Below are 22,265 nucleotides of genomic sequence, written 5' to 3' on the forward strand. Positions count from 1 at the left end.
CTGCCGTGTTATTTACCGCATCGCGCCTATACTTTACAGGTGCTCTAGAGCAAAGCTTGTGTGGTGTTTTGGTTAAAAATTCAAATGGGTTGTGGATAAGTTTTGTTTAAAGCAGTAAAATGTCCGTCTTCTTTAAGGTTTTTGGCGCGTAAAATAACATTGTAGGTGTTTCACGCCAATTTATACCTTGGGTCTTCTTTTTAGCGGTCCCTTTTATCTAAGTTTCATAGTGTAGTTGGTTGTTTATTCACCATATCTAATAGGGTGTGCGCAGTTGTCTCTGCCGATATTAGTCGGGGCTGGTTGTGTTGTGCTCTTGGCTCTACAGCTTTCGCTGTAGCAATGTTTTTGTTTGTCGTTTTAAAGTTATAAGTTTGGAGTTATGGAATTGCCTGAATCTGCGTGGGAGCAATGTGTCTCTAGTTTGCAAAGTGAATTGCCGGCACAACAGTTTAATACCTGGATACGCCCCCTGCGTGTGCAGCAAGCAGAAGCCAGTAATCAGCTCCACTTAATTGCGCCTAACCGCTTTGTATTGGATTGGGTGAACGACAAGTTTAAAAGCCGTATAGATGAGCTGTTGTCCTCCGCCGATCACCATCCTATTACTAGCGTAGAAATTAGTGTTGCGCCTAGACGTTCCACTAGCTTTGAAACCAACCAAGGTGTTGCTGCACGGCAAAAAAGGCAGCAAGAGGCGCCGCGACAAAATATAGCGTCAAGCCAACCCTCAAATAGTTATAGTCGGCAACCCCAGCAGCCAGCGGTTGAAATGCCAGCCGAGTCGCAAATGGCCCAGGTTGAATTATTGCCTGCTGCACCGCCAGCGCCACTTAATAATGGCTACAACACTGAATCTTTCGCGCAACCCTATAACGATAACCCTATGGGGCAGGGCAAAGTAGATAAAGTGGATGTAGAGGGCGGTTTACAGCACAAGTCTAATCTTAACCCTACCTTTATATTCGATAACTTTGTTGTGGGTAAATCCAACCAGCTTGGCTTGGCCGCTGCCACGCAGGTAGCAGAAAACCCCGGTGGTTCGTATAACCCGCTTTTTATATATGGCGGTGTAGGTTTAGGTAAAACTCACTTAATGCACGCGGTAGGTAACGCGCTTTGTGTGCGCAAGCCCGGTGCCAAGGTGGTTTACCTGCATTCTGAGCGTTTTGTTGCCGATATGGTAAAAGCGCTGCAGTTAAACGCCATTAACGATTTTAAACGTTATTACCGCTCGGTAGATGCATTACTTATTGATGATATTCAGTTCTTCGCAGGTAAAGAACGGTCGCAGGAGGAGTTCTTCCATACGTTTAATGCGCTTTTGGAAGGCGGTCAGCAAATTATTTTAACCTGCGACAGATACCCTAAAGAAATCAATGGCTTAGAGGAGCGTCTCAAATCCCGCTTTGGCTGGGGGTTAACTGTTGCTATCGAACCGCCAGAGTTAGAAACCCGCGTGGCAATATTAAAGCGCAAAGCAGAGCAGGTGGGCGCCCCTTTACCTAACGACGCGGCATTCTTTATTGCCCAGCGTATACGCTCTAACGTGCGTGAGTTAGAAGGAGCACTAAAGCGTGTGATAGCCAATGCCCACTTTACCGGCAGAGATATTTCGGTAGAGCTTGTGCGCGAAGCACTTAAAGATTTGTTGGCCCTGCAAGACCGCCTAGTAAGTATCGATAACATTCAGCGCGTAGTAGCCGAGTATTACAAAATTAAAGTATCGGATCTGCACTCTAAAAGGCGCAGCCGTTCAGTAGCACGGCCTAGGCAAGTGGCAATGTATTTAGCGAAAGACCTAACACACCACAGTTTGCCCGAAATTGGCGAAGCGTTTGGTGGGCGAGACCACACAACGGTTTTGCACGCATGCCGTAAAATTAAAGAAATGATCGAGTCGGACGCAGATATTAGAGAAGATGTTAAGAATCTTTTGCGTACACTCACCACCTAACGCTACCTGCGCTGGGTGCCCAGTGGTATCCTACGGGTTATCAAAATATCTAATATAAATAGCAACTTATATAAATAACATCTTAGTTGTTAGAGAGCTTAACCCTTAAGGTTAACCCGTAAAAAACGTAACGAATCTATAGCAGTATTACATAGCAATTTTTCAGGACATATAAAGGGAACCTCCCATGAAATTCATTGTTTCACGTGAAACTATTCTTAAACCACTACAGTTGGTTGCCGGTGTGGTAGAGCGTCGTCAAACATTGCCCGTGTTGGCAAACGTATTGATTGTATTAGAAGGCGAGCAGTTGTCGCTTACAGGTACAGACCTTGAGGTAGAGATTGTGGGCCGCGTAACTGTCGATCAGGCAATTAGCGAAGGCGAAATTACTGTACCCGCTAAGAAGTTCCTAGATATATGTCGTGCACTACCAGACGGTTCAGTTATTGAGTTTACGCTTGATGATCAGAAAGTTACTGTAAAAAGTGGCCGCAGTCGTTTTACGCTTTCATCTTTATCTGCCAATGAATTCCCAGCGGTAGAGCAGGGCAGCAACGATATTAACTTTAGCTGCGAGCAAAAAGAGGTTAAGCGCCTTATTGATCGCACTGCGTTTGCTATGGCGCAGCAAGATGTTCGTTACTACTTAAATGGTATGTTGTGGGAAGTGCGAGCAGGAGCTTTACGTGTAGTGTCTACCGATGGCCACCGATTAGCCATGTGTACTCGCCCAATCAATATAGATGTAGCAGAGCCAGTACAGGCAATTTTGCCGCGTAAGGGTGTTATTGAATTGTCGCGCTTGCTTAACGATTCAGAAGAAAATGTTGAGCTAACTATGGGCCCTAACCATATTCGTGCTACCACTACTGAATACACCTTTACCTCCAAGCTTGTAGACGGCAAGTTCCCAGATTACGAGCGCGTATTACCTAAGGGTGGGGACAAGATTGTATTGGGTGAGCGCGCTGTACTAAAACAAGCATTTGCCCGTACAGCTATTCTTTCTAACGAGAAATACCGCGGTGTGCGTCTTCTATTAGAAACTGGCCAGCTTACTATTATTGCTAACAACCCAGAGCAAGAAGAAGCTGAGGATCAAGTAGCCGTAGAGTATGAAGGTGACTCAATTGAGGTAGGTTTTAACGTTAGCTACCTACAAGATGTAACCAACGTACTAGATACAGACAAGATTAAAATGACGCTTTCTGATTCTAATAGCAGTGCTTTGCTAGAAGAGCCAGAAAACGCCGACTCTGTATATGTAGTAATGCCAATGCGTCTATAACCTATTCCGATAGGTTATTTTCCTCCCTTTAGTTCTTAGGCCGCTTTAGTGCCCCATCTCTCGAACTTAAAAGTACAGCAGTTTCGCAATTTGGGCTTGGTAGATATAACACCAAGCCCAACGCTCAACCTTGTTTACGGTGAAAATGGCTCGGGTAAAACCAGTCTGTTAGAAGCTATAAGCGTACTTGCTCACTGTCGATCCTTTCGTACCCACAAGTACAGACGTCTGATTCAAGACACAACTACAGCATTTACTGTGTTTGCCACGGTAGAAGGTAGTGACGCATTTAAGGTAGGTGTGCAACGCGAGTGGTCTGGCAAGAGCACAGCTAAGTTGGATGGTTTAAGTGCAAAGTCATCCGCTCAGCTCGCCACCAACTTACCTGTTCAGATAATAGATGCCCATACCTTTGCTTTGTTAGAGGGTGGCTCTAAAGCTAGGCGCAAGTTCTTTGATTGGTTAGTGTTTCACGTGAAACATGAATTCAAAACAGCTTGGGCAAACTACGTTAAATGTGTAAAACAACGGAATAGTTTGCTGCGACATGATAAAATAGCCTATTCCGACCTACGCCCCTGGGATGAGCAAATCGCAGGGTTGGCGGCTACCATAGATGAATGCCGTGTTGAGTGTATAACACCGCTTATTCAGGCGTTTAAAGCGCTTATGGGTGAGTGTAAGTTTGCGGATAACGTAGATTTAACGTTGGCTTATCAGCCGGGTTGGAAAGAGGGGGAGCTAAGCTTTCCAAAACAGTTAGAGCAGGCTTTCGCGCGTGATAGAAAACTAGGCTACACCATCTTAGGCCCGCATAAATCTGATTTAAAAATTACAGCTAATGGCTCGCCTGCAGTAGAGGTTTTATCTCGCGGCCAGCAGAAGGCAGTAATTAACGCTTTGCATATAGCAGAAGCGCAAGTTTACAAAACACAAATAGGGCGCACGCCGGTGTTCCTGTTAGATGATATGCCTTCCGAGTTGGATGCAAATCATATAGCTATACTCAGTGGCTGGCTAAGTAATTTAGGTGCGCAGGTATTTGTTACAGGGGTGGACGCGAATAAGTTAGCGTCTGTATGGCCCCTACAAAAGAACGAAGCAATAAAAATGTTTCACGTGAAACAAGGTGAAGTAACGGTTTCTCAATAATATTACCCACAGTGATGTAGGTTTTAGGAAAATAATATGAGTGAAGAACAACGCAATTACGACTCCTCCAGTATTAAGGTACTTAAAGGTTTAGATGCAGTACGCAAGCGCCCAGGTATGTATATTGGCGATACCGACGACGGTACTGGCTTGCACCACATGGTGTTTGAGATTGTAGATAACTCCATCGACGAAGCTTTGGCTGGCCACTGTAACGAGATTAAAGTTGTAATTCACCCTAATGAATCGGTAACCGTGTCGGACAACGGCCGTGGTATTCCTACCGAAATGCACGAAGAGGGTGTGTCTGCAGCAGAAGTAATTATGACTGTACTGCACGCAGGCGGTAAGTTTGATGACAATACCTACAAGGTTTCCGGCGGCTTGCACGGTGTGGGTGTATCGGTTGTTAACGCACTATCTGAAGTATTAACGCTTACTATTCGTCGTGGTGGCCAAGTATTTGAGCAGGTATATCACCACGGTGTTCCTCAAGCACCGCTTACAGTTATAGGAGAGACGGAAGTATCTGGTACCCAAGTTCATTTCAAACCCTCTGCAGAAACCTTTACCAATATCGAATTCCACTTCGATCAACTAGGTAAGCGCCTACGTGAGCTATCGTTCTTGAACTCTGGCGTGCGCATTGTGTTAATTGATGAGCGCAGCGGTAAAGAAGATGTATTTGAATACGAAGGTGGATTGAAGGCCTTTGTTGGTTACTTAAACCAGAATAAAAACCCAATAAACAAAGTTATTCATTTCTCTACCTTCCGCGAAGAAGACGGTGTAGGTGTAGAAGTAGCACTACAGTGGAACGACAGCTTCCAAGAAAACATATTCTGTTACACCAACAACATTCCACAGCGCGATGGTGGTACTCACTTAGCGGGTTTCCGTGCTGCATTAACGCGTAACCTAAACAGCTACATAGAATCTGAAGGCCTGCTAAAGAAAGAGAAGGTAAATACCACTGGTGACGACGCCCGTGAAGGCTTAACGGCGATTATCTCTGTAAAAGTACCAGACCCTAAATTCTCTTCGCAAACCAAAGACAAACTCGTATCGTCTGAAGTTAAAACAGCAGTAGAGCAAGAGCTAAGTAAATCGTTTAGCGAATACCTGCTAGAAAACCCGCAAGAAGCGAAGCAAATTGTGGGCAAAATGATGGAAGCTGCACGCGCACGTGAAGCTGCCCGTAAAGCGCGCGAAATGACCCGTCGTAAAGGCGCACTGGATATAGCAGGCCTGCCAGGTAAACTGGCCGATTGCCAAGAGAAAGACCCAGCACTTTCTGAAATTTACCTAGTGGAGGGTGACTCGGCAGGCGGTTCCGCCAAACAAGGCCGAGACCGTCGCACACAAGCTATTTTGCCGCTTAAAGGTAAGATTCTTAACGTAGAAAAAGCCCGTTTTGACAAAATGCTATCCTCGCAAGAGGTGGGTACCCTTATTACAGCACTCGGTTGTGGTATTGGTGCGCAAGAATTTAACCCAGAAAAACTGCGTTACCACAGCATTATTATCATGACGGATGCTGACGTGGATGGTTCGCACATCCGCACACTGTTACTTACCTTCTTCTTCCGTCAAATGCGTGAGCTTATTGAACGCGGCCATGTTTATATTGCGCAACCACCGCTGTATAAAATTGCCAAAGGCAAGCAAGAGCAATACTTAAAAGACGATGATGCGTTAACCCAATTCTTAACTAACGCAGCTATGGAAACCTCTGCATTACATGTATCTGCAGAAGCGCCACCGCTATCTGGTGCCCAGTTAGAAGCACTGGTTATTGAATACCGTAAAGTGATGAGCACCATCGAAAAGCTATCGCGCTTGTACCCAGATCACGTGTTAGAAGAAATGATCTACTTACCCGCGCTAAACAAAGAGTCACTTACCGACAAAGCAGCGGTAGATGCGTGGTGCGAGCTACTCACTGCCAAACTAGAAGTGCTAAACGCAGCCTCTAAAACACACCGCTACGTTGTTAACACCATCGAAAACAAAGAGCGCCACACCTTTATTCCAGAGCTAACTATTGTTGCGCACGGCGTTGGCCATAAAACCCGTTTAAATGAAGATTTATTCGGCTCTGAAGATTACAAAAGCATGCATAAACTGGGCGAAACCCTTAGCGGCTTAATCGAAGAGGGTGCTTACGTTGCCAAAGGCGAGCGCAAGCAACCAGTTAGCACATTTAAAGAAGCATTAGATTGGATTATGGCCGAATCCAAAAAAGGCTACGGTATTCAGCGCTACAAAGGGTTGGGTGAGATGAACCCCGAGCAGCTATGGGAAACCACCATGGACCCAGAAACTCGCCGCATGCTACAAGTAACAGTAGAAGACGCCATCGGCGCCGACCAAATCTTTACCTGCCTAATGGGCGATAACGTAGAGCCGCGTCGCGAATTTATTGAAACGAACGCGCTTTCTGTTGCTAACTTGGATGTGTAAAAACTATTAGAAAGTAATTTTTAATAGATGATATAAAAACTAAAGCCCGCTAAGCGGGCTTTTTATTGCCCCAATAAAAAATCACTAAGCAAATATAACTGCTAAGTTATCGTTAGTAATAACAGCAACACTGCCAATATCTACCGCAAAACGAGAACCGAGTGAGAGATATGAGTAATAAATACGAGTTAGTAGGTTTACCTAGCATCAAGGCAGCCGCTCTGCATTTAACTATCCCCAGAAGCGATGTAAGTGAAGAAATGGGGCCGGCTGTGAATGCGGTGTTAGGTGCTATTACTAATGCAGGCTTGTCGCCTGTTGGCCCAATGTTCGCCTACCATCTTTCGGTGTTTGATACGCATTTTGATTTTGAAGTTGGTTTTCCAATAGCCGATGATTTAGCACCAGTTGGAAAGGTAAGAACCATTGACTTGCCCGCGGTAAGTGCATTTAAAACAACCCATATTGGCCCATACACGGGGCTTTACGAGGCGTGGACTGCTTTCGGTGCCGAGTATAAAGCTAGGTACCCGCAGCAAACCCGCAAGCAACTATTTCGGGAAATCTATCGCGTGGGGCCAGAGACTACTTTAAATGAGACTAAATGGGAGACAGATCTATTTATCCCTATTTCTCACAGCTAACAACTTACGCATATTTAAAGGTGTTGGCTCTAGTTTGAAACCGGCAAAGATAAATATGCAGCCATCTAGCCAAAGCGAATAATCTGGGTTTATACTGCAGTGCAGCAACGGTGTTTTTGTAGTCTTTCGCCTTGCTGCTCGCAAATTTAATAAGTTTCTCCGTGTTTAGTGCCTGTAATAAACCTTTATTTGTGGCCACATTGTTAGGAGGTCCCCGTGCTTTGGCAACCCAGCGAAGAGCGCAAAGCGGCATGTACCATGTCGGCGTATATTCAATACTTAAATTCTCGCTACTCTCTAGGAATAGAAACCTACCCAGAACTACATCGGTTTTCGGTGGAGCGTGCTGCCGAGTTTTGGACTAGCCTGTTCGACTTCTTCGATGTGCAATACAGCGGTTCTTTACTGCCCGCCAATACAGATTGGGGCTTTAGTGAATATGGTTGGTTCCCCAATGTTGAGCTTAACTTTGCCGAAAACCTGTTACATAAGGGCAAACCACAACAGCGCGCGCTATACGGTATTTTAGAGTCGGGCGAGGTACAAAGTATTACCTATGCCGACCTTCGCAAAAGTGTTGCTGCTTTGCAGGCAGGTATTGCCGATAGCATTAAAGAAGATGACGTGCTGGCCTGTTATATGCCCAATATACCGGCCACAACCATAAGTATGCTGGCCGCAACAGGGCTGGGTGGTGTGTTTACATCAACGAGTTGCGACTTCGGTGAAGAGGGCGTTATAGACCGTTTTGGGCAATCGGAGCCCAAAGTTTTAATCGCGGCGCTAGCCTACCAATATAACGGTAAAAGATTCGATTTAACGCAAAAAATAGCGAACATCGTTAAAAAAGTAAAAAGCATCAAAAAAGTGATATTGGTCGACTTTTTAAACGATGCCGATCAAGACGCGGCCTTAGCTGCGATTCCCAATGCTCAAATGTGGCAACAGGTTGTAAACACCACTAGCGAGTGTGAAACGCCTAAATACGTGAAGCGAAAATTCGCAGACCCGCTCTACATAATGTATTCGTCGGGCACCACTGGCCAGCCTAAATGCATTGTGCATACGGTGGGCGGTGTGTTGTTGCAGCATATTAAAGAGCTGGGTTTGCACGCAGATGTGACCGAACAAAAGAATCTATTCTTCTTTACTACCTGCGGTTGGATGATGTGGAACTGGCTGGTTAGCGGCTTATTTTTTGGCGGCACCGTTACCCTATACGAAGGTAGCCCAACCAAGCCGACTATAATCGATTACTGTGCCTTAATAGATAAACTTAATATCAATATTTTTGGTACCTCGCCAAAGTTTCTTAAAGCTTTAGAAGGCGAAACAGACGGGCTAAAAACGCTAAATTTAGCGAGCTTAGAATCAATACTTTCTACCGGCTCACCCTTATTGCCCGAGCAATACGACTTTGTTTACCAACATATAAAGCAAGATGTAGCACTGGCGAGCATTTCGGGCGGCACTGATATTTTGGGCTGCTTCTTTTTAGGTAACCCTTTGCTACCTGTGTATAAAGGTGAGTTGCAGTGCGCAGGCTTGGGTATGGCGGTAGATTGCGTGGATGAAAATGGTGCTAGAGTAGAGCGCGGTAAAGAGGGTGAGTTAATTTGCCGGCAGAGCTTTCCCTCTAGGCCGCTCGGTTTTTTAAACGACGCCGACAACCAGAAAATAAATAATGCATACTTTAACCAAGTTGCGAACGTGTGGTATCACGGAGACTTTATTGCCATAACCGAACACGGCGGGGCGGTTATCTACGGCCGCAGTGATGCCACCCTAAACCCTGGCGGGGTGCGCATAGGTACCAGTGAAATATACCGTCAAACCGAAAGCTTTGATTACATACAGGATACTGTGTGCATAGGTAAGCAAGTGGACGGCGATGTTGATTTATACCTATTTGTTAAGCCCATGCCAAACCAGACCCTTACTGACGGGCGAATAACTGAGATTAAGCAGCGTATTAAACAAAACACCACGCCAAGGCATGTACCTAAGCGGGTAATAAGCGTGGTGGATATTCCTTACACGCGCTCAGGTAAGAAGATGGAGTTAGCGGTAAGTCGAATAGTTAACGGAAAAGAAATAACTAATATAGACGCTATTGCCAACCCAGAGTGTTTAAGCGAATATGAGCTGTACCGCTAGCAGGTGCAAAACCTGCTAGTACATTAACGCTAAACAACAGGGAGTGACCTATGAGCGAGTTACCAACATCGTCGAATTCAGAATTTAAACCGTGGGGTATGGAAGAAAACGTATTTATAATGTTGATGCATTTATCTCAGCTTACTGGCTTTATTATTCCATTCGGCGGCCTAATTTTACCGATTGTTATGTGGGCAACCAATAAAGACCAAAGCGAGAATATTAATAAACACGGTAAAGTAGTGTTGAACTGGGTAATTAGTTCTACTATTTACTGCGTTGTAGCCTTTATGCTAATTGCTCTAGTAATTGGTATACCGCTTTTAATTGGTGTGTGTATTACTAGCTTGGTGTTTATTGTTATTGGCGCTATTAAAGCAAACAATGGCGAGCTTTGGCCCTACCCAATTAGCATCAAATTTTTTAAAGTGTAACAATTCTAAGTTTGCAAAAAGCCCGGATTAATTCGGGCTTTTTTATATCTAAAATAAATTAAAAACGGAAACAGTAATGTCTGATAATGATATTTATAAAGCGCCTGAATCTAAATTGTTAGATGAAAATAATGTTAGTGAAATTGAGCTTGCTGGGCGCTGGTATAGGCTGGGCGGTGCAATAGTAGATAGCATTGCTTTTATGGCGGTATATATTCCTGTGATGATTGTGCTAGGAGTATGGGAAACCATTATAAGTGGCGAGAAGCCTACCTTTTTGCTAACGCTTACCCTAACCGCAATTGGTTTGCTTATTTTTGTTTGCCTAAACGGCTACTTTCTTTATACCAACGGCCAAACTATAGGTAAAAAACTGTTGGGTACTAAAATAGTAAGTGCGAGTACCCATGAGATATTGCCCTTGGGTAAAGTAATGAGCTTTCGGGTGTTGCCTGTTCAGGTAGCGTCTATAGTGCCGTTTATTGGCCCATGGATGAGCATTGTAGATGTGCTATTTATTTTTGGTAAGAGCAAACAGTGTGTGCACGATTTAATTGCCAACACCATAGTTATTAAAGTACAGCAAGATTAATAACCACACAGCCATAAAAAAGCCCGCATAGGCTACATACCTAATGCGGGCTTTTTTTGTTCTGTAATTTTTAACGCAGCAATAATTGAATATGGAACGTGCTGCCTACATTCTCATCGGACGTAACAGCCATTTGCCCGTGATGGTGCTCGGTAATAATAAAATAAGAAAACGACAAACGATTTTCTAAGTCACAACCATTCGAGATAGCTTCGTTCTGGTAGAAGGGCTCGAATATGGTCATTTGCTCGTCGCTTGTTAAGCCACGGCCATTGTGTTGAATTTTTATCCACATGGAATCGTAGAATTCACTTACCGAAATATTGATGCTCGGCTTTTCGCTCTTCTTGGGTGATTTAACCAACGAGTAACAGGCGTGGCGCAGCAAACTTAAAAATACCTGTTGCAGTTCTGAAATATGGCAAGGTACTTGGGGTAGGTCACTAGCGTAATTGCGTTCTATTTGAATATCTTTAAACTTCAGGCCATCGGTATCGGAGAACATAGAGCCTGCAATTAATACCGAGTGATCAATAATATTAGGTATAGAAGTAAGCTGCTTCTCTTGGCTTTCGCTGTTCGAGAATTCAAGCAGGTGGCTAATAATGGCCGACGCTTGACGGCTGTTTTCTTTAGCGTCGTCTAACCAGCGCGTAAGTGTGCGCGGGCTAATTTCTTCGCCACTAATATTTTCACGCAACTCGTGAATATCGCGCACAATGGCACGCAACGGTATATTAATGTCGTGCGCCATGGCGGCTGCAAGTTCACCCATTGCAGAAAACTTATCGCGTTGAATTAGCAAATTCTCGGCTTTGCTCTGTTGGGTTACATCGTCGACCAGTACCACAAGGCCTGTTTCGCGATGGCCTTTAAGGGCATAAATAGTAATATCGAAATAATACTGGCCGCGTTGGCTGTGTTTGATGGTGACGGTTTCACCTTTTTCTAACACCTCGTTAATTTGATCGGGTGTAAGGGTAATGGTGGGGTAAGCGTCCCAAAGGTATTTGCCTACAACTTTATCTGCTGGTATACCGGTGGACTTTTCTGCCCAGTTGTTCCACTGGGTTACACCCAGGTCTTTATTCAGTCCAATAAGCATTAGCGGCATAGAGTCTAAAATGCTTTTGGTGTAAGCCTCAGACGATTGTAAAAGCGCAGTGGTTTCTTTGTGCTGGCTTATTTCGCCTTCTAGCATTTGGTTGGCGCGTTGCAATAGGCGGTTAGATTCGTCTAAGGTTGCTGTACGCTCTATTACACGCTGCTCTAAATCGTCGCGTATTAATTTAAGTTCTTTGTTAGCTTTGTGGGCGCGGCGTACGCTAAAGAACAAAAATATAGCGGTAATTAACAATAATAAAATTAAAACGCTGCTCGAAAAGTTGGCAATGTGTTGCCACTTAGTAGAGCCATCGGGGTTTTTAAAATAATGCATAAACCCCGCATGCGCTTGGCAAGCGTAGGTAAATAAAAATAACTGGCTTGCTATAAACAAATACTTCTTCATAAATTTTTTACATCTTGTATGCAGTAAAAATAGGAGCTAACGCCTAGGTGGATTAATTATCGTCTAGATCATCCGTATCTACTTGGCCCGATAAGCGCCTGCGCACATGGGACCAAGACATGCCTAATGCCAAAATAGCAGCCAGCACTATTAGTATTAACCAAGTAATGACCGATATATTTTCAAGCGATAGCCAGCCTAAATCTATAAATAGCCATATAAGGCACCCAAACAAGGCGCCGGTTAAGCCAAGGCCAATGGGGCCGAGTGAACGAAGTGTTGCGCGCACATAAACTACCCAGCCTATGGTAAGTACTATGCCGCACAGTGCCACGGCGGCTGTAATAGATGGAAATAAATTACCGAACCAATGTGCGTAGGAATAGCCGGTAGGGTTATAGGTGGCTAACACCAATACCAAGGCGAATAAGAAGCGTAACCCGAAGCCACTCCAAGTAAATTTTTGCATAGTTAAGCCTGCTTTAACGGTAAGGTTTCCATGGTGGATTCAATCCAGTTTTCCACTTCGTCTATTACTTGTTTACTGGTTTTGCCGGCAGTAGAAATAGGTTGGCCTATGTGAATATCTATCATGCCGGCTATTTTGCCTTTTTTGCGGGCTGGCCAACAGGTGCCAGCATTGTGCGCAACCGGAATCACATCGGCGCCGCAGGCCACCGCAATATCTGCACCACTGCGCGCATATTTCTTGCGCTCGCCCGGTGCCAAGCGTGTACCTTCAGGAAAAATAATTAAGTTATAGCCGTCTTCTATGCGCTTTAAGCCACCGGCTTTTACTTGCTTGAGTGCCTCGCGCGGGTTGCTTCTATCTATAGGTATTGGGTTCAAACCCAATAAACCCCAACCAAAAAAAGGTATTTTTACTAGCTCCTTTTTTAATATGGTTGAAGACGGCCAAAAAATTGTTTGCAGAAAAAACGTTTCCCATGCGCTTTGGTGTTTAGACATAACCACTACAGGCGATTGGAGGTTTTTTATATTCTCTGCACCCACTAGTTTGTGGTTTATATTGCAGCTAATTTTTAGCCACCAAATAATAAAGTTTGTCCAAGTGGATATAATTTTGTGCCTTGCACGCGTAGGTAACACATAAAGCGTTAACGAAAGTGTGCCGTAAAATATAACGCTAAGCGCATAAACAATTGTGAAAACAGTATTGCGAACAGAAGACAAAATAATGCAATCCTTTATACAACCACAGCTAAATGGGAAGCGTACTTGCTGCTACTAAAAATCAATCAATAAAATAAGTGGCAAGCCACAGGGCCTACCACTGTATTTACTAATTACGCTTTAACCGCTAACAAAGAAATATCTGCTACGTGTAAAAACAGTTCACGCAGTTTGCTTAGCAGCGCTAAGCGGTTATTTCTTACGGCTAGGTCGTCGGTCATCACCATTACATCGTCAAAAAAGCTATCTACTGCTTCGCGCAAGCCTGCCAATGTTGTTAGGGCTTGCTCGTAGTTGCGCTCGGCTAACAGCGGGGTAACCGCAGTTTGCATTTTTTGCACTTGCTTGGCCAAGGCAATTTCGGCGGCTTCGGTAAGTAATGCTGCATCTACTTCACCGGCTACTTCAGCATCGTTTTTGGCCAAAATATTCGACACACGCTTGTTGGCCGAAGCCAGTGCAGCAGCTTGCGGCAATGAGTAGAAGCTATTAACAGCGTAAACACGATTGTTAATATCTAACGGCGTAGAAAGCTGTTTTGCACTTACTGCTTGGAATACTTCAGAAGGAATATTGGCTTCTTCGTACCAAGCTTTGAAGCGCTCAAGCATGTATGCCAATACATCTTCTACTACTGAGTCTGCTTTAGGCAGGTCGCTAAATTGGCCGGCGGCTTGAGTAATTAAATCACGTAAGTCCAGCTCGTAACCCTTTTCTACCAGCAAGCGCAACGCACCCAGAGATGCACGGCGCAGGGCGAAAGGATCTTTGGAGCCTGTAGGCGTTTGGCCAATGCCGAAAATACCGGTAATGGTATCTAACCTGTCTGCTAAGGCTACAATGGTGCCTTCGTCGCTAGCTGGCAGAGTATCGCCCGCAAATTTAGGCATATATTGTTCAACAATTGCCTGCGCAACAGTTTCGTTTTCGCCGTCGTTCAGTGCGTAACTGTAACCTGCAATGCCCTGCATCTCTGGGAACTCGTACACCATATTGCTTACAAGGTCAGATTTACACAGTTGCGCAGCACGCACCGCATTGCTTGCATCAATAGATAACTTGTCGGCGATATGCTGCGATAAACCGGTAATGCGTTGAGTTTTGTCGTAAATGGTACCTAACTTCGCTTGGAACACTACCGACTTAAGCTTTTCGCGACGAGCTTCTAAGCTGCTTTTCTTATCGGTTTCAAAAAAGAAGGCGGCGTCGGCTAAGCGCGGGCGAATAACGCGCTCGTTGCCGTCAATAACCTGCGCAGGGTCGGTACTTTCAATATTGGATACAGTAATAAAGTAAGGCAACAATGCGCCTTTGCTATCTACTACGTGGAAGTACTTTTGGTGCTCTTTCATTGAAGAAATAAGTGCTTCGGCGGGTACCGATAAAAACGATTCGTCAAAACGACCACCAAGTGCAACCGGCCATTCAACCAATGCGCTTACTTCGTCTAATAGGTCGTCGCTAATTACCGCTTCGCCCCCTAGGCTTTTAGCTTGCTCGGCAACTTGTTTGGCGATGGTTGCGCGGCGGTCTTCAAAGCTGGCCACTACCTTACCTTGCTCTAACAAAGTGCTGGCGTAGCTTTGTGCATTTTGAATAGTAATGTCGGTGTTGGCGTGAAAGCGATGGCCGCGGGTAACGTTGCCTGTTGCTTTACCTAGCAAGGTTGCAGGTAAAACATCGTCGTTTAGCAACATAATAGCCCAGTGCACAGGGCGAACAAATTCCGCTCGGCTGGCGCCCCAGCGCATGCGCTTGCTAATGGGCAAGGCCGCTAGGGATGCATTAACAATACCTTCTAGTAAGTCGGCTGCAGCTTCACCACCAGCTTTAGCATTTACTACCAACTTATCCGCTTTTCCGTCATTTTCGGTAGCAAGTTCGCTAACTTCGACGCCGTTTTTCTTGGCAAAGGCTTCGGCAGCTTTGGTGGGGGCGCCATCTTTAAAGGCTATAGCGGCGGGTGGGCCCCAAACTTTTAAATCTTCTACTGGTGTGCTTTGCGCTAAATCTTTTACCCATACAGCCAAGCGGCGAGGGGTAGCGTAGCTTTCTACTGCGCTATAGCTTAGTTTGGCGCTATCTAAACCGTTGCAAATACCTTGGGTAAACGCGTTAGATAAGGTTTTTAATGCCGTAGGTGGCAGCTCTTCGGTGCCAAGTTCTACTAAAAATTCATAACTCATGCTTTTTTCTCCATCTCAGCTTCCACTCGGGCTATTACTTCGTCGCGCAGTTTTGGGTCTGCTAACGGGAAGCCAAGTTTTAGGCGGGCATCGAAATAAGCTTGGGCAACATCGCGGGCCAAGGTGCGCACGCGCAAAATAAAGCGCTGGCGCTCGGTAACCGAAATAGCCTGACGCGCATCTAGCAAATTAAAAGCGTGAGAGGCTTTCATAACCATTTCGTAAGCGGGCAGGGGCAGGCCTTTTTCTATAAGCCGGCGCGATTCGGCTTCGCACACGTCGAAGGTTTGAAATAAAAACTCAACGTTGGCTTCCGAAAAGTTGAAGTGTGACATTTCTACTTCGTTTTGGTGGAATACATCGCCGTAGGTCACAATGCCGCCGTCTGGGCGCTTGGTCCATACTAGGTCGTAAATAGAGTTTACGTCCTGCAGGTACATGGCTATACGCTCAAGCCCATAGGTAATTTCGCCGGTAACGGGGTAGCACTCTAAACCGCCAACCTGTTGGAAGTAAGTAAACTGGGTAACTTCCATACCGTTAAGCCACACTTCCCAGCCCAAGCCCCAGGCGCCAAGCGTTGGCGATTCCCAGTTATCTTCCACAAAGCGAATATCGTGAATATTGGTATCTAGGCCCAAGTGTGCCAACGAACCCAAGTAAAGCTCTTGGATATTATCGGGCGAGGGTTTTAACGCAACTTGGAATTGGTAGTAGTGCTGCAACCGGTTTGGGTTTTCGCCGTAGCGGCCATCGGTAGGGCGACGGCAGGGCTGTACATAGGCAGTGTTCCAAGTTTCTGGGCCTATGGCGCGCAGGAAAGTAGCGGGGTGAAATGTACCTGCGCCTACTTCCATATCTAAGGGTTGTAGAACAACACAGCCTTGTTTAGCCCAGTACTCTTGCAGGGCCAGAATCAAACCTTGAAAGGTTGATACATCCGGTTTTGACACGTTAAATACTCCCAATCGGGTAAATTTTTGTCTTTAACAAGCGCGAAGTAACAGCGCGAAGACTTAAAGTGGGCACAGCCCTCAGAAAACCCGCGATTATAGCCTTTCAAGGCCTACTTCTACTATCCTCAATTCAATATAAGTAGTAAGTACTAACTACCTAGTTGTTGTTAACTGTGGCTTAGCCAATACTGAAAAAAGCCCTATGTGATGGCTCGCAAACCATGTTTTTTAAGTTTTTAAAATGAATAACGGTTTAAGCGGCGGGGGATAGCTGGCAAAATTGCGCAAATTTAATGTAACGCACAACTAATGACCCAGCTAAAAACCAAGCTTGTTGAAGCCACCGTAGCAGTATTAGGCAGCTTACCCCTTAGCGTTGCGCGCGGTATGGGGGCGGGCTTTGCGAAATTGTGCCTATTATTTAACGATCGCAATTCACGAGTAACGGCGCGCAATATTGCGTTGTGTTTTCCGCAATTAAGTAAGCAAGAGCAACGCGCCTTAGTGCGAGCAAGTATGTTGCAAACTGGCCGTTTGGCGTTCGAGATATTTTCTGTGTGGCGCTCCAACGAGCAGTGGCGCAATAAGCGCACGCTAGCCGTTTACGGCTTAGACAAGCTGCACGCCGCGTTGGATGAAGGCAAAGGCGTGATTGTTTTGGCGCCCCATATTGGCAACTGGGAAGTATTGGGTGCGTCGTTGCCAAGCATCGCGCCCGCGACTTGTATGTACCAACCGCCTAAACAGACATATTTAGAGCGCGTTATTGTTCGCAGTCGTGAAAATACCGGTATGACCCTAGTGCCCACCAACGCAAAAGGGGTAGCCAAGCTGCTAAAAGCGCTTAAAAGCGGCGAAATGGTAGGTATATTGCCCGATCAATGCCCAGATATGGGCGGCGAGTTCGCAGACTTTTTTGGCCACCCAGCCTATACCATGACGCTACTGCACGGCCTAATTCAACGCACACAGTGCAAAGTCGTTACTGGCTTGGCTAAGCGCGTAAACGGTGGGTTTGAAATTCACTACCTAGACCCCGACCCAGCTATCTACGACCCCGACTTAGCCGCAAGCTTAAACGGCTTAAATAGCTGTGTAGAAACCTGTGTTGACCTGTGCCCAGAGCAATACCAATGGGAATACAAACGCTTTAGAAAAACCCCGCCCAGTGGGCAGAAGTTTTATAAAAACATCTAATCTAGCGGCTATAATCACCGAAAATAGACTTTTATTTAAGAAAAATTACAAGCAGGGAGCACATATGCATATTCTAATTGGTTTAATCACGGCAATTGCAGGATTAGTTTGGGCGTTGCACAGCCTGCAGAACGCAGGTGTAAACCTTAATGGTTTTAACCCTTTCTATTGGATGCGCAGGCGCAAATGGGAAAAAAGCTTAGGCACCAAGCCAATACATCGCTTAACAGACCCAATGGAAGCAGCGGCACTACTGGTAACGGCAGTAGCGTTAAAAGAAGGGGAGTTATCGCGAGATGCTAAGGCCGATTTAATTAATTTGTTTGCTACAGAATTTAGAATAACAACTGATCAAGCAACCGAGTTATACGGTGCATCGTGCTATTTGCTAAAAGATGTAATGGATATAGATGCAGAAGTTAAAGCAGTACTCAGCCCAAGCATTGAGCAGTTTCAATCTCATCATAAAACAAGCTTTTTGAGCATGCTAAATAGCGCCGCAAACTTCGAAGGCCAGCCTAACGCAAATCAAAAAGTACTTATCGAAAAGATTATCGCCCAAATTGAAGGGCCTGTTGACGGTAAGTCTTGGTAACAACCCACTAAGCTCTAATTAAACTCAAGGGTGGGCACCGCCCACTAATCCCGTCCCGCCTAGTAATTTACTGCGCGCGATAACTGTTGTTTCCATCAAATTTGCTAGATCTAAAACCTCGTGTACGTTAAGGAAAACTAACGCATGAGGGAGGCAAAATGGTCGCTGAATTGGTGGAGTTACTATCTGTAGTGGAAGGGTTGGACCCGATGTTTGTTATCGCATTTATGTTGTGTTTGCATTTGCTACTAAGTAAACACCGTGGCTGAGCGTCAATACAAGCGAACCGGTGAAATTAGTGTTGAATACCGCCATGGTAGGCAGTGCTTAACCCTACGTTGGCGTGGTTTTGAGAGGTGGTTTGGCTGATAGACGTAGTTGTAGTGACACCTATGTGCTGTAGGTTTATTATCGCGCGTTATTAAATAAAGTAGTGTTGGGCTGCGGCAGTGGTTTAACGACTTATTATTGGCAATATATATAGAGGTAAAACGTGGAAAAGTTTATTGAAGTAACAATGTACCGTTCGCGCTGGTTACTGGCGCCTATATATTTGGGCTTGAGCTTGGCGGTACTGGCGTTGGCCATTAAGTTTTTTCAGGAGCTAATACACCTACTTTTGCATGTGATAGACCTTAAAGAAGCCGATATGATTTTGGTGGTGTTGAGTATGATCGACATTGCCATGGTAGGCGGGTTGCTAGTTATGGTGATGATGAGTGGCTATGAAAACTTCGTTTCACAGCTAAATATTAGTGAAGATGAAGAAAAGCTAAGCTGGTTGGGCAAAATGGATTCTTCATCACTTAAAGCCAAAATTGCCGCAAGTATTGTGGCTATTTCGTCTATCCACCTGCTTAAAGTATTTATGGCGGCGCAAACAATTCCAAACGATAAGTTGCTTTGGTATGTGGTTATACACTTAACTTTTGTAGCGTCCGCGTTTGCTATGGGGTTTTTAGATACTATTACTAAAAAATAAAAAGGCTTTAAAATCGCCTATCTTCGCCAAAACATCGGGGTAAATAACACTAAAAGGGTGAAAACCTCTAAACGCCCCAACAGCATGGCAAAACACAACACCCACTTGGCGGCAGAGTTTAAGTCGCCATAGTGGGAAGCCACACTGCCCAAGCCCGGGCCTAAGTTGTTCAAGCATGCACCCACAGCCGTAAATGCGGTTACGAAGTCTAGATCTGTTGCCAATAACACAATGGTCATTGTGAGGTAGGCTATTACGTAAATTGCAAAGAAACCCCAAACCGCCTCTACGACTCTGTCTGAAACACTTTTGGTGCCTATTTTTATGGGAATAACCGCGTTCGGGTGGATCAACCGGTGAATTTCGCGCACCCCTTGTTTCATAATGAGCAGTACCCTCATCATTTTGATGCCCCCACCCGTAGAGCCTGCGCAGCCGCCCATAAAAGCAAACATAAAAATTAAAAAAGGTAAGAAGGTGGGCCACAGAGAGAAATCCGCAACGCCAAAACCGGTGGTGGTTAGCACCGAGATTAGCTCGAAGCTGCCTTTTATGGCGCTTTCGCTAAGGCCGTAGGTACCTTTGCCAAATAGATAGCTCACAGTAATAAACACGCCTAGCAAAATCATGGATGCGTAAAATTTGAATTCGGGGTCTTGCAGGTAATGGCGTATGGTTTGCGCCTGCCACGCGTAAAAGTGCAGCGCGAAGTTAACCCCAGAGAGCACCATAAATACCATGCAAATAAGCATAATAAGTGGGCTGTCGAAATAGCCAATGCTTAAATCGTGGGTGGAAAAGCCACCAATTGCGACGGTGGCAAAAGCGTGGCCTATGGCGTCGAACAAGCTCATACCGGCGGCCCAATAGGCGAATAAGCAGGCGAGGGTAAGGCTTACATAGATAAAGAACAGCGCCTTGGCGGTTTCGGTGATGCGCGGGGTGAGTTTGCTGTCTTTTACTGGGCCTGGGGTTTCGGCGCGGTACAACTGCATACCACCAATACCTAGCATAGGCAGTACCGCCACGGCGATAACAATAATACCTATGCCCCCCAACCACTGCAGTTGCTGGCGGTAGTAGAGAATAGATTTAGGTAAAAAGTCTAAGCCGGTAAGTACTGTGGCCCCAGTGGTAGTGAGGCCAGAAAGAGATTCAAACACCGCGTCGACGGCGGTTAGTTGGGTGGCCTCGGCCAATATAAACGGCAGCGAACCGAATATGCCCAGTACCGACCAAAATAGAGAGGTAATTAAAAAGCCGTCGCGGGTGCGCAAATCCTGTCGCACGCGGTAGACGGGCAACCACGCCAAGCCGCCGGTACTAAAGGTAATGGCAAAAGCCATAATAAAGCTGAGGTAGGCGCCATCTTTATAAAACAATGAAACAAATATGGGCGGCACCATGGTTAAGCTAAATAGCATTAATAGTATGCCAAGTACCTTAGAAATGATGGCGTAGTGCATGGTTAAGCCCGTGTTTAAAAAGCGAAGCGCTTATAAAGCTAAAAGAAAGTAAAGCCCACTTGGAACAAGCGTTCAATATCGCGGGTGTAGCGTTTATCTACCAAGAACACAATGACGTGATCGCCGGTTTCTATCACAACGTCGTCGTGGGCAATCACCACATCGTGGCGAATAATAGCGCCGGTGTTGGTGGGTTCGCCCTGTTCGTTGGTGGTGGGCTCGCGCACTTCGCGCACAATAGCCCCAATGGTTGCGCCCTCTGGCAGGTCTATATCTTCTACTGCTCGGCCAACCACCTTAGAGGTTTTTTCGTCACCGTGGGCAATCACTTCAATTGCCTCTGCGGCCCCGCGGCGAAGTGAGTGCACATTAACTATATCGCCACGGCGCACGTGGGTAAGCAAGCTGCCAATGGTGGCCTGCTGGGGGGAGATAGCAATGTCTATTTCGCCACCCTGTACTAAATCCACGTAAGCGGGGTTGCTAATAAGTGTGAGTACCTTGCGCGCACCCATACGCTTAGCCAGCATAGACGACATAATATTGGCTTCGTCGGAGTTGGTTACAGCTAAAAACACATCGGTGTCTTCTATGTTTTCTTCTAGCAGTAGTTCTTGGTCGGACGAGCTGCCGTTAAGCACAATAGAGTGCGAAAGGTTTTCGGTTAGGAAGTTACAGCGCGATTTGCTGTATTCAATCACTTTAACGGAATATTGTTTTTCTAATGCCTTGGCCAAACGCAGGCCGATATTGCCGCCACCGGCAATAATAATGCGTTTATAAGGGCGATCTAGGCGGCGCAACTCGCTCATTACCGAGCGAATATCGGCCTTGTCGGCAATAAAAAAGACTTCGTCGTCGGCTTCAATTACGGTGGAGCCGTCGGGGGTAATTGGGCGATTGCGACGGTAAATGGCTGCTACGCGGGTATCTACGTTGGGCATGTGTTTGCGCAGGTAGCGCAATTCTTGCCCTACCAGCGGGCCGCCGTAATAGGCTTTTACTGCCACCAATTGCGCTTGGCCGTCGGCAAAATCCAATACTTGTAGGGCGCCGGGTTGTTCTATTAAGCGGCAAATGTAGTCAGATACCAATTGCTCGGGGCTAATAATAACGTCCACGGGTACGGCTTCGCTGCGAAATAGGCCTTCGTAGCCGGCGTATTCCTGCGAGCGTATTCGAGCAATTTTGGTGGGAGTGCGAAACAAGCTGTGAGCAATTTGGCAGGCAACCATGTTGATTTCATCAATACCGGTAACGGCAATCAACATGTCGGCATCTTCAATGCCGGCCTGTAGCAATACATCTGGGTGCGAGGCATGGCCAACAACAACGCGAATATCTATGCGGTCGCGCAGTTCACGCAGGTATAGCTCGTTGCTATCCACTACGGTTATGTCGTTAGCTTCGCTCGACAGGTTTGCGGCCAGTGTGCCACCCACCCGTCCGGCACCCAGAATAATAATCTTCATGTGTTTCTAGCCTAAGG

18 protein-coding genes are annotated in these 22,265 nt (G+C 45.8%); 11 read left to right on the forward strand and 7 right to left on the reverse strand.

The genetic code is table 11. The annotated features are described in order from the left end of the window. Positions 1-382 precede the first annotated feature (382 nt). The 8 genes from dnaA (at position 383) to SDE_RS00050 (ending at position 10,690) form a co-directional block, all read left to right on the forward strand. Complete coding sequence (dnaA, locus tag SDE_RS00015; RefSeq protein ID WP_011466489.1) at positions 383-1,957, forward strand: chromosomal replication initiator protein DnaA; 1,575 nt, start codon at positions 383-385, stop codon at positions 1,955-1,957. Between the two features lie 187 nt (positions 1,958-2,144). Continuing rightward, positions 2,145-3,248, forward strand: coding sequence for a DNA polymerase III subunit beta (dnaN, locus tag SDE_RS00020; protein WP_011466490.1), 1,104 nt, complete (start codon positions 2,145-2,147; stop codon positions 3,246-3,248). Between the two features lie 48 nt (positions 3,249-3,296). After that, positions 3,297-4,400: a DNA replication/repair protein RecF gene (gene recF, locus SDE_RS00025; protein WP_011466491.1), complete on the forward strand. Its 1,104-nt coding sequence runs from the start codon at positions 3,297-3,299 to the stop codon at positions 4,398-4,400. Between the two features lie 36 nt (positions 4,401-4,436). Then, entirely contained in the window at positions 4,437-6,863 is a 2,427-nt protein-coding gene (gene gyrB, locus SDE_RS00030) for a DNA topoisomerase (ATP-hydrolyzing) subunit B (protein WP_011466492.1), read from the forward strand. A gap of 170 nt (positions 6,864-7,033) precedes the next feature. Then, positions 7,034-7,507, forward strand: a complete 474-nt coding sequence (locus SDE_RS00035; RefSeq protein ID WP_011466493.1) for a GyrI-like domain-containing protein — start codon at positions 7,034-7,036, stop codon at positions 7,505-7,507. A 216-nt stretch (positions 7,508-7,723) separates the two neighbouring features. Continuing rightward, complete coding sequence (locus tag SDE_RS00040; RefSeq protein WP_011466494.1) at positions 7,724-9,664, forward strand: acetoacetate--CoA ligase; 1,941 nt, start codon at positions 7,724-7,726, stop codon at positions 9,662-9,664. Between the two features lie 50 nt (positions 9,665-9,714). Next, positions 9,715-10,098, forward strand: a complete 384-nt coding sequence (locus SDE_RS00045) for a DUF4870 domain-containing protein (RefSeq protein WP_011466495.1) — start codon at positions 9,715-9,717, stop codon at positions 10,096-10,098. A gap of 76 nt (positions 10,099-10,174) precedes the next feature. Further along, the gene (locus SDE_RS00050; protein WP_011466496.1) at positions 10,175-10,690 is read left to right on the forward strand and encodes an RDD family protein; all 516 of its coding nucleotides are present in this window, start codon (positions 10,175-10,177) and stop codon (positions 10,688-10,690) included. A gap of 70 nt (positions 10,691-10,760) precedes the next feature. On the opposite strand, the gene SDE_RS00055 is transcribed toward SDE_RS00050, so the two are convergent. The 5 genes from SDE_RS00055 to glyQ all read right to left on the reverse strand — a co-directional run bounded on the left by SDE_RS00055 (position 10,761) and on the right by glyQ (position 16,533). Further along, positions 10,761-12,200 carry a two-component system sensor histidine kinase NtrB gene (locus SDE_RS00055; protein ID WP_011466497.1) on the reverse strand — a complete coding sequence of 480 codons (1,440 nt, stop codon included), beginning with the start codon at positions 12,198-12,200 and terminating at the stop codon, positions 10,761-10,763. Between the two features lie 52 nt (positions 12,201-12,252). Continuing rightward, positions 12,253-12,669, reverse strand: coding sequence for a DUF6524 family protein (locus SDE_RS00060; protein WP_011466498.1), 417 nt, complete (start codon positions 12,667-12,669; stop codon positions 12,253-12,255). A 2-nt stretch (positions 12,670-12,671) separates the two neighbouring features. Then, on the reverse strand, positions 12,672-13,394 hold the full coding sequence (locus tag SDE_RS00065) for a lysophospholipid acyltransferase family protein (RefSeq protein ID WP_011466499.1): 723 nt from the start codon (positions 13,392-13,394) through the stop codon (positions 12,672-12,674). Between the two features lie 113 nt (positions 13,395-13,507). Then, the gene (gene glyS, locus SDE_RS00070) at positions 13,508-15,580 is read right to left on the reverse strand and encodes a glycine--tRNA ligase subunit beta (RefSeq protein ID WP_011466500.1); all 2,073 of its coding nucleotides are present in this window, start codon (positions 15,578-15,580) and stop codon (positions 13,508-13,510) included. Then, a complete protein-coding gene (gene glyQ / locus SDE_RS00075) occupies positions 15,577-16,533 on the reverse strand; it encodes a glycine--tRNA ligase subunit alpha (RefSeq protein ID WP_011466501.1) in 957 nt (318 codons plus the stop codon). The genes glyS and glyQ overlap by 4 nt, the downstream gene beginning before the upstream one ends. A gap of 312 nt (positions 16,534-16,845) precedes the next feature. Here glyQ and SDE_RS00080 point away from each other — a divergent pair, with 312 nt between their 5' ends. The 3 genes from SDE_RS00080 to SDE_RS00090 all read left to right on the forward strand — a co-directional run bounded on the left by SDE_RS00080 (position 16,846) and on the right by SDE_RS00090 (position 19,310). Next, a complete protein-coding gene (locus SDE_RS00080) occupies positions 16,846-17,733 on the forward strand; it encodes a lysophospholipid acyltransferase family protein (protein WP_011466502.1) in 888 nt (295 codons plus the stop codon). A gap of 64 nt (positions 17,734-17,797) precedes the next feature. Next, positions 17,798-18,328, forward strand: a complete 531-nt coding sequence (locus tag SDE_RS00085) for a hypothetical protein (RefSeq protein ID WP_011466503.1) — start codon at positions 17,798-17,800, stop codon at positions 18,326-18,328. Positions 18,329-18,821: 493 nt separating this feature from the next. After that, positions 18,822-19,310: a TIGR00645 family protein gene (locus SDE_RS00090; RefSeq protein ID WP_011466504.1), complete on the forward strand. Its 489-nt coding sequence runs from the start codon at positions 18,822-18,824 to the stop codon at positions 19,308-19,310. A 17-nt stretch (positions 19,311-19,327) separates the two neighbouring features. On the opposite strand, the gene SDE_RS00095 is transcribed toward SDE_RS00090, so the two are convergent. Further along, the gene (locus SDE_RS00095; RefSeq protein ID WP_011466505.1) at positions 19,328-20,776 is read right to left on the reverse strand and encodes a TrkH family potassium uptake protein; all 1,449 of its coding nucleotides are present in this window, start codon (positions 20,774-20,776) and stop codon (positions 19,328-19,330) included. A 38-nt stretch (positions 20,777-20,814) separates the two neighbouring features. Beyond that, positions 20,815-22,248, reverse strand: coding sequence for a Trk system potassium transporter TrkA (trkA, locus tag SDE_RS00100; RefSeq protein WP_011466506.1), 1,434 nt, complete (start codon positions 22,246-22,248; stop codon positions 20,815-20,817). Positions 22,249-22,265 lie beyond the last annotated feature (17 nt).

The sequence above is a fragment of the Saccharophagus degradans 2-40 genome (assembly GCF_000013665.1).
Taxonomy (GTDB): domain Bacteria; phylum Pseudomonadota; class Gammaproteobacteria; order Pseudomonadales; family Cellvibrionaceae; genus Saccharophagus; species Saccharophagus degradans.

Excerpts from the sequence above, each read along its gene's own strand:
- SDE_RS00050 (WP_011466496.1), top strand. The coding sequence starts at position 10,175 with ATGTCTGATAATGATATTTATAAAGCGCCTGAATCTAAATTGTTAGAT.
- gyrB (WP_011466492.1), top strand. The coding sequence starts at position 4,437 with ATGAGTGAAGAACAACGCAATTACGACTCCTCCAGTATTAAGGTACTT.
- SDE_RS00095 (WP_011466505.1), bottom strand. The coding sequence starts at position 20,776 with ATGCACTACGCCATCATTTCTAAGGTACTTGGCATACTATTAATGCTA.
- SDE_RS00055 (WP_011466497.1), bottom strand. The coding sequence starts at position 12,200 with ATGAAGAAGTATTTGTTTATAGCAAGCCAGTTATTTTTATTTACCTAC.
- SDE_RS00060 (WP_011466498.1), bottom strand. The coding sequence starts at position 12,669 with ATGCAAAAATTTACTTGGAGTGGCTTCGGGTTACGCTTCTTATTCGCC.
- SDE_RS00080 (WP_011466502.1), top strand. The coding sequence starts at position 16,846 with ATGACCCAGCTAAAAACCAAGCTTGTTGAAGCCACCGTAGCAGTATTA.
- SDE_RS00045 (WP_011466495.1), top strand. The coding sequence starts at position 9,715 with ATGAGCGAGTTACCAACATCGTCGAATTCAGAATTTAAACCGTGGGGT.
- dnaA (WP_011466489.1), top strand. The coding sequence starts at position 383 with ATGGAATTGCCTGAATCTGCGTGGGAGCAATGTGTCTCTAGTTTGCAA.
- dnaN (WP_011466490.1), top strand. The coding sequence starts at position 2,145 with ATGAAATTCATTGTTTCACGTGAAACTATTCTTAAACCACTACAGTTG.
- SDE_RS00035 (WP_011466493.1), top strand. The coding sequence starts at position 7,034 with ATGAGTAATAAATACGAGTTAGTAGGTTTACCTAGCATCAAGGCAGCC.
- glyS (WP_011466500.1), bottom strand. The coding sequence starts at position 15,580 with ATGAGTTATGAATTTTTAGTAGAACTTGGCACCGAAGAGCTGCCACCT.
- SDE_RS00085 (WP_011466503.1), top strand. The coding sequence starts at position 17,798 with ATGCATATTCTAATTGGTTTAATCACGGCAATTGCAGGATTAGTTTGG.
- trkA (WP_011466506.1), bottom strand. The coding sequence starts at position 22,248 with ATGAAGATTATTATTCTGGGTGCCGGACGGGTGGGTGGCACACTGGCC.